The sequence below is a fragment of the Saccharothrix sp. genome (genome assembly GCF_031180885.1).
In the GTDB taxonomy this organism is placed as follows: domain Bacteria; phylum Actinomycetota; class Actinomycetes; order Mycobacteriales; family Pseudonocardiaceae; genus Actinosynnema.
Genome location: NZ_JAPSLK010000001.1, coordinates 126,553 through 139,457, shown reverse-complemented (window position 1 = coordinate 139,457; position 12,905 = coordinate 126,553). Strand labels below are relative to the sequence as shown.

The window sequence follows — 12,905 nt, the reverse complement described above, 5'->3', positions numbered from 1 at the left end:
CCGGTCAGCCGTGGGTGGGGAAGCCCAGGTCGACGCCGTGCTGGCGCGGCCAGCGGGCGGTGATGGCCTTGGCGCGGGTGTAGAACCGGACGCCCTCCGCGCCGTGCACGTGGGTGTCGCCGAACAGCGAGTCCTTCCACCCGCCGAACGAGAAGTACGCCATGGGCACCGGGATCGGCACGTTGATCCCGACCATGCCCACGTGCACTCGCCGCTGGTACTCGCGCGCCGCCAGCCCGTCACCGGTGTAGATGGCGGTGCCGTTGCCGTACGGGTTGGCGTTGACCAGTTCCACCGCGTCCTCGAACGTCGGCACCCGCACCACGCCCAGCACCGGCCCGAAGATCTCGTCCCGGTACACCGACATCTCCGGCGTGACGTGGTCGAACAGCGTCGGCGCGAGCCAGAACCCGCCCTCGTGCCCGGAAGGCGCGTACCCCCGGCCGTCCACCACCAGCGACGCACCCTCCGCGACGCCGGCATCCACATAGGACCGAACGCGATCCCGGTGCACACCGGTCACCAACGGCCCCATCTGCGCACGGGGATCGGTCCCGGGCAGCGTCACCAGCTCCCGCGTCCGCGCGGCGATCTTCTCCACCAGGGCGTCGCCGACGTCCCCGACCGCGACCACCACCGAGATCGCCATGCACCGCTCGCCCGCGCTGCCGTACCCGGCGGACACGGCCGCGTCCGCCGCCACGTCCAGGTCCGCGTCCGGCAGCACGACCATGTGGTTCTTCGCGCCCCCCAACGCCTGCACCCGCTTGCCCGCCGCCGTGCCGCGCGCGTACACGTGCTTCGCGATCGGCGTCGACCCGACGAACGACACCGCCGCCACGTCGGGGTGGTCCAGCAGCGCGTTCACCGCCACCGCGTCCCCTTGCAGCACGGTCAACACCCCGTCCGGCAAACCCGCCTCCTGGAACAGCTCCGCCAGCCGCACCGACGCGGACGGGTCGCGCTCGGAGGGCTTCAGCACGAACGCGTTGCCCGCCGCGATCGCCACCGGGAACATCCACATCGGCACCATGACCGGGAAGTTGAACGGCGTGATGCCCGCGACCACCCCCAGCGGCTGGCGCAGCGAGTACGCGTCCACCCCGCGCGACACCTGCTCCGCGTGCTCGCCCTTGAGCAGGTGCGGGATGCCGCAGGCGAACTCGACGACCTCCAGCCCGCGCTGCACCTCGCCCGCCGCGTCCGAGAGCACCTTGCCGTGCTCGGCGGTGATCAGCGCGGCCAGTTCCTCGCGGTGCTCGTCCACCAACTGGCGGAACTTGAACAGCACCCGGCTGCGCGTGGCCAGCGACGACTCGCCCCACGCCACGGACGCCTTCGACGCGGACTCGACCGCCGCGTCCACGTCGGCCTGCTCGGCCAGCACGACCTGCCGCGCGACCTCGCCGGTCGCCGGGTCGAACACCTCGGAAGTGCGGGTGGAGACCCCGGTCGTGCGGTTGCCGTCGATCCAGTGCGGGATGGTGCTCAACGCGGTCCTCCAGGTGTGGCGGTGGTGTTGCGGACGACGAGGGACGGGTGCAGCAGGTGCCGGACGGGCTCCGTGCGCTCGCCGCGCACCCGTTGCAGCAGCGCCTCGGCGGCCAGCCGGCCGAATTCGTTGCGGGGCTGGTCGATCGTGGTCAGGGAGACGTGCCGCAGGGCCGCCAGCGAGGTGTTGTCGTAGCCCACCACGGACACGTCGTGCGGCACGCGGTACCCGGCTTCCTCCAACGCCGAGATCGCACCGATCGCGTTGAAGTCGTTGCAGCACACCAGGGCCGTGGGCATTTCACCGTCGTTCAGCAGTGCCTGCACGGCTTTCGCCCCGGCCGCGTCGGTGTACTCGCTGGCGACCACCCGGGGTGTCAGGCCGTGCGCTTCCATCGCGGCCAGGTAGCCCCGGCGGCGCGGCGCGGACTGCGTGCCCTCGCCGCCGTCGAGGTGCGCGATCCTGGTGTGCCCCAACGACACCAGGTGGTCGACGGCCAACCCTATGCCGCGCTCGCCGTCGTCGTTCACCGTGTCCACAGTGGACAGCCGGGACGACCGGGCCACCAGGACGACGGAGGTCTGGTCGGCCGCCGACTTGATCGCCGCCGACGGCACCACCGGGGACAGCAGCGCGAGCCCGGCCGGCCGGAAGGACAGCAGGCTCTGCACCGCGCGGCGCTCCCGGGCGGGGCTGCGACCGCCGGTGTTGATGATGAGGTCGAAGCCCTGCTCGGCGGCCACCGCGTCCAGCCCGTCCACGACCTCGGCGAAGAACGCGTTGTGCAGGTCGGACACCATGACGCCGAGCACGTGGGACGTGCGGCTGGCCAGCGAGCGGGCCATCGCGTGCGGCGAGTACCCCAGTTCCTCGGCGGCCTTGAGGACCGCGTTGCGCCGCTGGTCGCTCACTTTCGGTGACCCCCGCATCACCAGTGACACCAGGGCGCGGGACACCCCCGCCCGCGCGGCGACGTCCTCCATCGTGGGCCTGACCACCCGCACCTCCCCCGTCCGAAAACTCCACTCTTGACTCAGGCGTGATGGAGGCTACAGCATTAGAGCGCTCCAACCAATAGAGCGCTCTAACGCGAACCCCCTCCTACCAGGACGGAGACTCTCCGGATGCGGATCGGAGTTGCCGGAGTCGGCCGGATCGGCACCATGCACGCGACCAACCTGGCCGCCCTCGACCAGGTCGACGAGGTCCTGCTGTTCGACCCGGTCCCCGGCCGCGCCGCACAGGCGTCGGCCGGGCTGCCGGGCACCAAGAGCGTCGACGACCTGGCCGAGCTGCTCACTGCCTGTGACGGCGTGCTGCTGGCCACGCCCACCACCACCCACCCGGCGCTGCTGCGCGAGGCGGTCGCGGCGGGTGTGCCGACGCTGTGCGAGAAGCCCATCGCCAGCGACCTGGACGAGATGAAAGCGCTGGTCGAGGAGGTGGAGAAGTCCGGTGTCGAGGTCCTGGTCGGCTTCCAGCGCCGCTTCGACCCGGCCGTGGCCGAACTGCACCGCCGCGTGCGGGCCGGCGAGGTCGGCGACATCTACCTGGTGCGGGCGATCGGCAACGACGCCAACCCGCCCGACTTCTCCTACCTGCCGCACTCCGGCGGCATCTTCCGCGACCTGCTCATCCACGACCTGGACGCCGTGCCGTGGTTGGTCGGGCAGCCCGTGGTGGAGGTGTACGCGTCCGGGTCGGTGCTGGTCGACCGGGCGTTCGCCGAGGCCGACGACGTGGACAACGCCGTCGTCCTGCTGAAGTTCGCGGGCGGCGCGCACGCCACGCTGGCCGGCGGCCGGCACGACCCGCTGGGCTACGACCACCGCATCGAGGTGCTGGGCAGCAAGGACTCGCTCGCCGCCGGCCTCGACCCGCGCACCCCGCTGACCTCGCTGGAACCCGACGGCCCGCGCGCGCACGACCCCTACCCCGGCTTCCCGGAGCGCTTCCACCGCGCCTACCTCAACGAGATGGCGGTGTTCGCCGACGTGGTGGCGGGCAGGGTGGCGAACCCCTCGCCGGCGCGGGAGAGTCTGATCAGCCTCCAGCTCGCCGAGGCGTGCGAGAAGTCGCGGCGGTCTGGTGCCCCGGTCCGCATCGACGCGGGGCCGCGACTTCCAGGCGGCCCCGCCGTCCCGCCGAAGGCGGGACAGTCCAACACGGAGGTGACCGCGTGAAGATCGCCGGTGCGCCCATTTCCTGGGGCGTCTGCGAAGTGCCGGGCTGGGGTCATGTTCTGGACCCGAAAACAGTGCTCGGTGAGATGGCCTCCCTCGGTCTGGAGGCCACCGAACTCGGCCCGCCCGACTACCTCCCGTCCGAGCCGGATGAGCTGCGGAAACTCCTCGACGAACACGGCCTCCAACTGGTGGGAGGGTTCCTCGCGGTCACCCTGCACACCGACGTCGAGGCCACGGTCAAGGAGGCGGACCGGGTGGCCCGGCTGCTGGCCGCCGCCGGCGCGGACGTGCTGGTGCTCGCCGCCGCCACCGGGCTCGACGGCTACGACGAGCGCCCCGACCTGACCGACGACGAGTGGCGGACCCTGGTCGCCACCGCCGCCCGCGTCCGCGACACCGCCGCCCGCCACGGCCTGCGCACCGTCCTGCACCCCCACGTGGGCACGCACGTCGAGCGCACCGCCGAGGTCGAGCGGTTCCTCGCGGACTCCGACCTGCCGCTCTGCCTGGACACCGGCCACCTCCTCATCGGCGGCACGGACCCGGTCGAGCTGGCCCGCCGCCACCCCGAGCGGATCGGGCACGTGCACCTCAAGGACGTGCGCGCCGACATCGCGGCGACCGTGCGCTCCGGCGAGACCGGCTACATGGCCGCGGTCCAGCAGCGCATGTACGTGCCGCTGGGCGACGGCGACGTGGACGTCCGGGCGCTGGTGGAACTGCTGCGGGACCGGGGTTACCCCGGCTGGCTGGTCTTGGAGCAGGACACCGCGCTCTCCGCCGACGACCCCGTCGACGCACCCGTGCAGGACACCGCGCGCAGCCTCGCGCACCTCACCCAGTTCACCGGTTGACCAACCCCAGCGAGGAGAGACGATGACGTCCGTTCGCTCTGTCAGGAAAGCCCTGCGCGTGGGCATCGCGGCCGCGAGCCTCGCGCTGCTGGCCGCGTGCAGCGGTCCCGCGTCGAACCAGTCCGAGAACAAGGAGAACACCGGCGCCGCTCAGCCGACCGGTGACCTCCGGGTCGCGGTGATCTCGCACGGCACCGCCGGCGACGCGTTCTGGAACGTCGTGAAGAACGGCGCGACCGACGCGGGCAAGCAGTTGGGCGTGCAGGTCGACTACAACTCCGACGGCGACCCCGGCCGGCAGGCCACGCTGATCGACAACGCGGTGTCCCAGAAGGTCGGCGGCATCGTGGTGTCGATGGCCAACCCGGACGCCCTCAAGACCTCGATCGAGAACGCCGTCAAGGCGGGCATCCCGGTCATCACCATCAACTCCGGCGGCGACAAGAGCGCGTCGTTCGGCGCGCTGGCGCACGTCGGCCAGGAGGAGGGCGTCGCGGGCGAGGAAGCCGGCCGCAAGCTCAAGGCCGCGGGCAAGACCAAGCTGCTGTGCGTGATCCACGAGGCCGGGAACGTGGGCCTCAACCAGCGGTGCGACGGCGCCCGCGCGGGCTTCGGCGGCACCGTCACCAACCTCCAGGTCGACATCAACAACCCGACCGACGTGGAGTCCCGGATCAAGGGCGCGTTGCAGACCGACCCGTCGGTGGACGCGGTGCTGGCGCTGAACCCGCAGGTCGCGGTCAGCTCGGTGAACGCGGCCAAGGGCGCGGCGTCCAAGGCGGCGGTGGCCACGTTCGACCTGAACGCCGACGTGACGGACGCGATCAAGGCCGGTGACGTGCTGTTCGCGGTCGACCAGCAGCAGTACGAGCAGGGCTACCTGCCGATCGTGATGCTCAAGCTGTTCCGGGACAACGCCAACACCGTCGGCGGCGGCAAGCCGGTGCTCACCGGGCCGGGCTTCGTCGACAAGTCCAACGTGGACAAGGTCGCCGAGTACGCCAAGCGCGGCACCAGGTGACGTCGCGTCGGTCGGCCGGGGCGCGTTTTCGGCGATCACGTTCTTCGATCGCCGAAAACGAGGGCCGGCCGACCGACCCTCCGGCGACGGCACCCGACCCGCCGGAGGCGGGTCAATCGAACACAGCAAGGGAGACGACAGGATGGCCGTGGCAGCGGAAGCACCACTCAGGGATGAGCGGCTGGGCAGTCCGAGGCTGCTCGACCGGCTCGTGGTCAGGCCCGAGATCGGCGCACTGCTCGGCGCGCTGCTGGTGTTCGTGTTCTTCTCGGTGGTCACCGAGCGGTTCCTGAGCCCCGGCGGGGTGGCGACCTGGCTGGACGACGCGTCCACGCTGGGCATCATGGCGGTGGCGGTGGCCCTGCTCATGATCGGCGGCGAGTTCGACCTGTCCGCCGGCGTGATGACCGCGTCCACCGCGCTGGTCACGGCCATCCTCTCCACCCGCCTCGGCTGGAACGTCTGGCTCGCGCTGCTCGCGTCGCTGGCGTTCGCGCTGGCCGTGGGCGCGCTCAACGGGTGGCTGGTGATGCGGACCGGCCTGCCCAGCTTCATCGTCACCCTGGGCACCTTCCTGGCCCTCCAGGGCCTGAACCTCGGCGTCACCCGGCTGGTCACCGGCACCGTGCAGGTGTCCGGGATGCGGTCGGCCGAGGGCTACGAGTCGGCGGGCTTCCTGTTCGCCTCGACGTTCGACCTGGGCGGCACGGCGTTCTACGTCTCGATCGTGTGGTGGCTGCTGGTCACCGCGGTGGCCGCGCTGGTGCTGGTGCGGACCCGGTTCGGCAACTGGATCTTCGCGGTCGGCGGGGCGTCCCAGGCCTCGCGCGCGGTCGGCGTCCCCGTGCTGCGCACCAAGGTCCTGCTGTTCATGACGACGGCGGGCGCGGCGTGGCTCGTCGGGTCGATCAACATCCTGCGGTTCACCAGCGTGCAGGCCAACCAGGGCATCGGGCTGGAGTTCCAGTTCATCATCGCGGCCGTCATCGGCGGCTGCCTGCTGACCGGCGGGTTCGGGTCGGCAGTGGGCGCGGCGATCGGCGCGCTGATCTTCGGCATGGCCCGGCAGGGCATCGTCTACGCCAACTGGAACAGCGACTGGTTCCAGCTGTTCCTCGGCGTGATGCTGCTGGCCGCCGTGCTGGTCAACAACGCCCTGCGGCGGCGGGCGGAGAGGGTGCGGCGATGACTCCACTCATCGAGGTCCGGGACATCGGCAAGACCTACGGCAGCGTGATCGCGTTGCGGGACGTGTCGACCGTGGTCAACGCCGGCGAGGTCACGTGCGTGCTGGGCGACAACGGCGCGGGCAAGTCCACGCTGATCAAGGTCCTGGCCGGCGTGCACCAGCACGACCGGGGGAAGTTCCTGGTGGAGGGCGAGGAGATCACGTTCTCCTCGCCGCGCGAGGCGCTCGACCGGGGCATCGCCACCGTCTACCAGGACCTGGCCGTCGTGCCGCTGATGTCGGTGTGGCGCAACTTCTTCCTCGGCTCGGAGCCGACGGTCGGGTTCGGGCCGTTCAAGTTCCTCGACCGCAAGAAGGGCCGGGCGATCACCAAGTCCGCGCTCGCCGAAATGGGGATCGACCTGCGGGACGTCGAGCAGCCCGTGGGCACGCTGTCCGGCGGCGAGCGGCAGTGCGTGGCGATCGCGCGGGCCGTGCACTTCGGGGCCAAGGTGCTGATCCTGGACGAGCCGACCGCCGCGCTGGGCGTGAAGCAGGCCGGGGTGGTGCTGAAGTACGTGGCGCAGGCCCGGGACCGCGGGCTCGGGGTCGTCCTGATCACCCACAACCCGCACCACGCCTACCCGGTGGGCGACCGGTTCCTGCTGCTCAAGCGGGGTCGTCCGCTGGGCTGCTACGAGAAGCCCGAGATCACGCTGGAGGAGCTGACCCGGCAGATGGCGGGCGGCGCGGAGCTGGAGGCGCTGGCGCACGAGCTTCGGGGCGTCGCCGGATGATCGAGGTGCTGACCGTCGGCCGGGTCGGGGTGGACCTGTACCCGGAGCAGAGCGGCGTGCCGCTGGCCGGGGTCCGGACGTTCGCCAAGTCGCTGGGCGGCACCGCGACCAACGTGGCGGTCGCCGCCGCCCGGCTGGGCCGGTCGTCGGCGGTGCTGACCAAGGTCGGGCCGGACGGGTTCGGGCCGTACGTGCGGGAGGCGCTGGAGGGGTTCGGGGTGTCGTCGGCGTTCGTCGGCACCGCCGAAGGGCTCCAAACCCCGGTGGTGTTCTGCGCGCTGGACCCGCCGGAGGACCCGCCGCTGCTGTTCTACCGGTCCCCGATCGCGCCCGACCTCACCTTGGACGAGTCCGACGTGCCGTGGGACGTGGTCGCGGACGTCCCGCTGCTGTGGGTGACCGGCACCGGCGTGTGCGCCGAACCCGCCCGGACCACCCAGCGCAAGCTGCTGGAACACCGGGGCCGGCGCGCCCACACCGTGCTGGACCTCGACTACCGGCCCATGTTCTGGTCCGATGTGGACAGTGCCCGGCGGGAGATCGGGTCGATGCTGGACCACGTGACGGTGGCCGTGGGCAACCGGGCGGAGGTCGAGGTGGCGGTGGGCACCGCCGACCCCGACGAGGCCGCCGACCGGCTGCTGGCCCGCGGCCTGGACCTGGCCCTGGTCAAGAAGGGCGCGGACGGCGTGCTGGTGGCGTCGGCCGAGGGCCGGTGGACCGTGCCGCCGCACCCGGTGGACGTGGTGTGCGGGCTGGGCGCGGGCGACGCGTTCGGCGGGGCGCTGGCCCACGGCCTGCTGTCCGGCTGGGACCCTGTGCGCACCGCCCGCTACGCCAACGTGGCCGGCGCCCTGGTCGCGTCCCGCCTGGCCTGCGCCGACGCCATGCCCACCCCGGACGAGATCGAGGAACGCCTGTGATCACCGACGAGCAGTGGCGGGACCTCCTGGAAGCCCGGGCCACCGACCCGGGCCGCGTCCGCCGCGCCTACCTGGCCCGCCGCCGGCGCGACCGGCTGCTGTCCGACCGGGGCACGTTGTTCCTGGTCGCGGCCGACCACCCGGCGCGCGGCGCGCTCGGCGTCGGCGCGGACCCCCTCGCCATGGCCGACCGACGCTCCCTGCTCGACCGCCTGCTGACCGCGCTGGCCAACCCGGCCGTGGACGGCGTCCTGGGCACCCCGGACGTCATCGAGGAACTGCTCCTCCTCGACGGCCTGCACGACAAGGTCGTCATCGGCTCGATGAACCGGGGCGGCCTGGCCGGCGCGGACTGGGAGATCGACGACCGGTTCACCGCCTACGACCCCGCCGCCATCGCCGCGTGCGGCCTCGACGGCGGCAAGATGCTGCTGCGCCTGGTCGACTCCGACCCGGGCACCGTGCCGACCCTGGAGAGCTGCGCCGCCGCCGTGTCGGCGCTGGCCGAACGGGGCCTGATGGCCATGGTCGAGCCGCTGCCCTACGAGCGGGACGCCGCCGGTCGCCTGGTGCTGCGCAAGGACGCCGCCGCTCTGGCCCGCGCGGCCAGCGTCGCGGCCGGCCTGGGCGTGACCTCGGCGCACACCTGGCTGAAGCTGCCCGCCTCGCCGGACGAGGTGCTGGACGCGACCACCCTGCCCGCGCTGGTGCTGGGCGGCGTGCCCTCGGCGCGGCCGGAGGACGACCTGGCGTCGTGGGGCCGGTCGCTGCGCCACCCGACCGTGCGCGGCCTGGTCATCGGGCGCGCCCTGCTGTACCCGCCGGACGGCGACGTGGCCGGCGCCGTGGAGGCCGCCGCCGAAGTCCTCCGCACCGCCCACACGGGAGTCAACGCGTGAAGAACCTCCACCGCCCCCTGGGCACCCTCTCCGACGGCGAGAACGCGGTCGAACTCCGCCCCGAGGACGCCGGCTGGACCTACACGGGCCTGCGCGTCCTGCTCCTGCACCCAGGCCAGTCCCGCACCGTCGAGACCGGCGAGTTCGAGGCCTTCGTGCTGCCCCTGTCCGGTGGCTGCACGGTCGAGGTCGACGGCGAGCGCTTCGACCTGGCCGGCCGCGACTCCGTGTTCACCCGGGTCACGGACTTCGCCTACGTGCCGCGGGACGCGTCGGTCCGACTGTCCACGAGAGACGGTGTCGAGGTGGCCCTGCCCATGGCCCGCGCCGAGCGCAGGCTCCCGCCGAGGTACGGGCCGGCGGAGGACGTGCCGGTCGAGGTGCGGGGCGCGGGCAGCGCGACCCGGCAGGTGACGAACTTCGGCGTCCCGGGCGTGTGGGACCACGCCGACCGGCTCATCGCGTGCGAGCTGATCACCCCGGACGGCAACTGGTCGTCCTACCCGCCGCACAAGCACGACGAGACGTGCGAGGTCGTCAACGAGGAGATCTACTACTTCCGCATCGCCGGCCGCGACGGGGTGACGCCGTCCCGCGAGGGCTTCGGCTTCCACCGCACCTACACCGACGACGGCTCGATCGACGAGGACGTGACCGTCCGCGACGGCGACGTCTTCCTCATCCCGCGCGGCTACCACGGCCCGTGCGTCGCGGCGCCCGGCTACCCGATGTACTACCTGAACGTCCTGGCCGGACCCGGTGCGGACCGCTCGATGGCGTTCTGCGACGACCCCGCCCACACCTGGGTCCGCGACAGCTGGCGCACCCAATCGCTGGACCCGCGCTGCCCGGTCACCACCGCGGAAGGACGGACCGCATGAGGCTCACGACGGCCCAAGCCCTGGTCCGCTGGCTGCTCGCCCAGCGCACCGAGCTCCTCGACGGCTCCACCGCCCCGCTGTTCCCCGGCGTGTTCGCGATCTTCGGCCACGGCAACGTCCTCGGCCTCGGCAACGCCCTCGAAGAGCACCGCGCCGAACTCCCCGTGTGGCGCGGCCACAACGAGCAGGGCATGGCGCTGGCCGCGGTCGGCATCGGCAAGGCCACCCACCGCCGCCAGGTCGGGGTCGCCACCTCGTCCATCGGCCCCGGCGCGCTGAACATGGTCACCGCCGCCGGCGTCGCCCACGCCAACCGCCTGCCGCTGCTCCTGCTCCCCGGCGACACCTTCACCAGCCGCGCCCCCGATCCGGTGCTCCAGCAGGTCGAGCACTTCGGCGACCCCACCACCACGGTCAACGACGCCTTCCGCGCGGTCAGCCGGTACTTCGACCGGATCACCCGGCCCGAACAGCTCCTGGCGACCCTGCCCCAGGTGGCGCGCGTCCTCACCGACCCGGCGGACTGCGGCCCGGTCGTGCTCGCGCTGCCCCAGGACGTGCAGGCCGAGGCGTACGACTTCCCGGACGCCCTGTTCACCCCGGTCGTCCACCGGCCCCAGCGCCAGCGCCCCGACCTGCGCGCCCTGACCGCCGCCGCGGACGCGGTCCGCACCTCGAAGAAACCGCTGCTCGTGCTGGGCGGCGGGGTGCGGTACTCGGGCGCGGCCGGGCGGGCGCTGAGGTTCGCCGAGCAGCACGGGGTCCCCGTCGTGGAGACCACGGCGGGCCGGACCCTGGTCCCGCACGAGCACCCCCTGCACGCCGGACCCCTCGGCATCACCGGCTCGACCAGCGCGAACGTCCTGGCCGCCGAGGCGGACGTGGTGATCGCGGTCGGCACCCGGTTGCAGGACTTCACCACCGCGTCGTGGACGGTGTTCGCGCCCGACGCCCGCCTGGTCTCGCTCAACGCGGCGCGGTTCGACGCGGTCAAGCACGGCGCGCTGGCCGTGGTCGCCGACGCCGACGAGTCGCTGCGCGAGCTGACCGACCTGCTGGGCACGTGGCGCGCCGACCCGACCTGGTCCGACCGCGCGGCGCTGGAGCGGGGACGTTGGGACCTCCACATCGACGGCCTGCGCGCCACCGGTCCCGGGCTGCCGACGTACGCCCAGGTCGTCGGCGTGGTGAACGCGGCCAGCGGCCCCGAGGACTACGTCATGACCGCCTCCGGCGGGCTGCCGGGCGAGCTGATCGGCGGCTGGCGCGCGGTCGGCGAGGCGACCATGGACGTCGAGTACGGGTTCTCGTGCATGGGCTACGAACTGGCCGGGGCGTGGGGCGCGGCGATCGCCCGGAAGGGTGGCGTGGTGACCACCCTCCTGGGTGACGGCTCGTACCTGATGCTCAACTCGGAGCTGTTCTCCGCCGCGTTCGCCGGGCACGGGTTCGTGGCCGTGGTGTGCGACAACGACGGCTACGCGGTGATCCACCGCCTCCAGACCGGCCAGGGCGGGGCGGCGTTCAACAACCTCTATGACGACTGCCTCACCCCGCACGCCAAGCCGCCGCGCACCGACTTCGCGGCGCACGCGGAGGCCATGGGTTGCGCGGTCTTCCGGGTCGACGGCCTGGCCGACCTGGCCCCGGCCTACCGCGCGGCCCGCGAGGTCGCGCGGACCGAGCACCGGCCGGCCGTGGTCGTCCTGCGCACCCACCCGTCGTCGTGGACGGAGGCGGGCGCGTGGTGGGAGGTCGGCGTCCCCGAGACGTCCCACCGCGCCGAGATCGCCGCCGCCCACGCCGAGGTGGCCACGGGCAAGTCCCGCCAAGTGCGGTACTTGCGGACCTAGCTCCGCCCGAAGTGGGAGCCGCGCTGGTCGTTGTTGTGGAAGTTCTGGATCACGTCGGCCCGCTGCATGGTCGGCACGTGCGCGTCGCGGCCGGCCTGGATCACGGTCGCCCCGCCGGTCGCCACCGCGTTCTGGTTCACCGAGGGCGGCGCGAGGGTGACCGGCTCGGCGGGCCGGGGGGCGGCGTCCGGTTCGGGCGACGCCGGGAGGTCGAGTGCGTGGACGTCGCCGTTCGGGATCCACATCCAGCCGTGCCCGGTGAAGGTCTTCTCGGTGACGTCGACCTTGCGGAAGTCGCTCGCGCGCAAGGTCGTGTGGCCCGGCTGCACCAGCGTCGAATACACGAACTCGGACAGCACGACGACCAGGTCCGCGTCCGGGAACTCGTCGAGCGCGAGGTGCGCCGCCTTGCTGTTCAACAAACGTGAAACGAGTACGGAATCCTTTCCCGGGAATCCGTTCGCCCCGTCGACGATCGCGCCGTGGTGGATCGCCATGCGCAGTCGGGCGCGCGCCTCGGGGAGGCGGTAGCGATTGGCGGAGGACAGTTCCGCGTTCAGCGCGCGGACGTACTGGTCGACGACCTTGAGTTCGTCCGCGTCGGTCGGCAGGACGGCCCACTCCTCGTCGCCCTTGGCCTGGCGGTGCCAGGTCGACCGGTCGACGCCGGCCGCGGCGCCCGCCCGGTCCAGGCTCCGGACCAGCAGGTCCTGGAGGTCGCGTTGCAACTGGTCGTCGGCCGCGCCGTAGCGCCGCAGGTCGCAGCAGACCAGCAGGCTGCGCCGGAAAGAGGCTTGACTCATGGGGCTCGGCCTTTCCACGTGGGTGCGG

Annotated in this window: 12 protein-coding genes; 9 read left to right on the top strand and 3 right to left on the bottom strand. The window is 72.6% G+C overall.

What is annotated here, in order from left to right:
* Positions 1-4: 4 nt before the first annotated feature.
* Together RIN75_RS00725 and RIN75_RS00720 are read right to left on the bottom strand one after the other, a co-directional pair.
* On the bottom strand, positions 5-1,492 hold the full coding sequence (locus RIN75_RS00725) for a CoA-acylating methylmalonate-semialdehyde dehydrogenase (RefSeq protein ID WP_309109751.1): 1,488 nt from the start codon (positions 1,490-1,492) through the stop codon (positions 5-7).
* Complete coding sequence (locus RIN75_RS00720; RefSeq protein ID WP_309109750.1) at positions 1,489-2,490, bottom strand: LacI family DNA-binding transcriptional regulator; 1,002 nt, start codon at positions 2,488-2,490, stop codon at positions 1,489-1,491. The genes RIN75_RS00725 and RIN75_RS00720 overlap by 4 nt, the downstream gene beginning before the upstream one ends.
* 126 nt (positions 2,491-2,616) lie before the next feature.
* On the opposite strand from RIN75_RS00720, the gene RIN75_RS00715 reads away from it, so the two are divergent.
* From RIN75_RS00715 to iolD, 9 genes are all read left to right on the top strand, one after another.
* Positions 2,617-3,675 (top strand): Gfo/Idh/MocA family oxidoreductase, encoded by a 1,059-nt coding sequence (locus RIN75_RS00715; protein ID WP_309109749.1) that lies wholly within the window; start codon positions 2,617-2,619, stop codon positions 3,673-3,675.
* The gene (locus RIN75_RS00710; RefSeq protein ID WP_309109748.1) at positions 3,672-4,532 is read left to right on the top strand and encodes a TIM barrel protein; all 861 of its coding nucleotides are present in this window, start codon (positions 3,672-3,674) and stop codon (positions 4,530-4,532) included. The genes RIN75_RS00715 and RIN75_RS00710 overlap by 4 nt, the downstream gene beginning before the upstream one ends.
* A gap of 22 nt (positions 4,533-4,554) precedes the next feature.
* A complete protein-coding gene (locus RIN75_RS00705) occupies positions 4,555-5,553 on the top strand; it encodes a sugar ABC transporter substrate-binding protein (RefSeq protein ID WP_309109747.1) in 999 nt (332 codons plus the stop codon).
* Between the two features lie 142 nt (positions 5,554-5,695).
* Complete coding sequence (locus tag RIN75_RS00700; protein WP_309109746.1) at positions 5,696-6,742, top strand: ABC transporter permease; 1,047 nt, start codon at positions 5,696-5,698, stop codon at positions 6,740-6,742.
* Positions 6,739-7,518 carry an ATP-binding cassette domain-containing protein gene (locus tag RIN75_RS00695; protein ID WP_309109745.1) on the top strand — a complete coding sequence of 260 codons (780 nt, stop codon included), beginning with the start codon at positions 6,739-6,741 and terminating at the stop codon, positions 7,516-7,518. The genes RIN75_RS00700 and RIN75_RS00695 overlap by 4 nt, the downstream gene beginning before the upstream one ends.
* Positions 7,515-8,441: a 5-dehydro-2-deoxygluconokinase gene (gene iolC / locus RIN75_RS00690; RefSeq protein ID WP_309109744.1), complete on the top strand. Its 927-nt coding sequence runs from the start codon at positions 7,515-7,517 to the stop codon at positions 8,439-8,441. Before RIN75_RS00695 ends, iolC begins: the two co-directional genes overlap by 4 nt.
* Positions 8,438-9,340 carry an aldolase gene (locus RIN75_RS00685; protein ID WP_309109743.1) on the top strand — a complete coding sequence of 301 codons (903 nt, stop codon included), beginning with the start codon at positions 8,438-8,440 and terminating at the stop codon, positions 9,338-9,340. Before iolC ends, RIN75_RS00685 begins: the two co-directional genes overlap by 4 nt.
* The gene (gene iolB, locus RIN75_RS00680; RefSeq protein WP_309109742.1) at positions 9,337-10,221 is read left to right on the top strand and encodes a 5-deoxy-glucuronate isomerase; all 885 of its coding nucleotides are present in this window, start codon (positions 9,337-9,339) and stop codon (positions 10,219-10,221) included. Before RIN75_RS00685 ends, iolB begins: the two co-directional genes overlap by 4 nt.
* Positions 10,218-12,074, top strand: a complete 1,857-nt coding sequence (gene iolD / locus RIN75_RS00675; RefSeq protein ID WP_309109741.1) for a 3D-(3,5/4)-trihydroxycyclohexane-1,2-dione acylhydrolase (decyclizing) — start codon at positions 10,218-10,220, stop codon at positions 12,072-12,074. Before iolB ends, iolD begins: the two co-directional genes overlap by 4 nt.
* Here the strand turns inward: iolD and RIN75_RS00670 are convergent.
* Complete coding sequence (locus RIN75_RS00670) at positions 12,071-12,877, bottom strand: hypothetical protein (protein WP_309109740.1); 807 nt, start codon at positions 12,875-12,877, stop codon at positions 12,071-12,073. The genes iolD and RIN75_RS00670 overlap by 4 nt on opposite strands.
* Positions 12,878-12,905 lie beyond the last annotated feature (28 nt).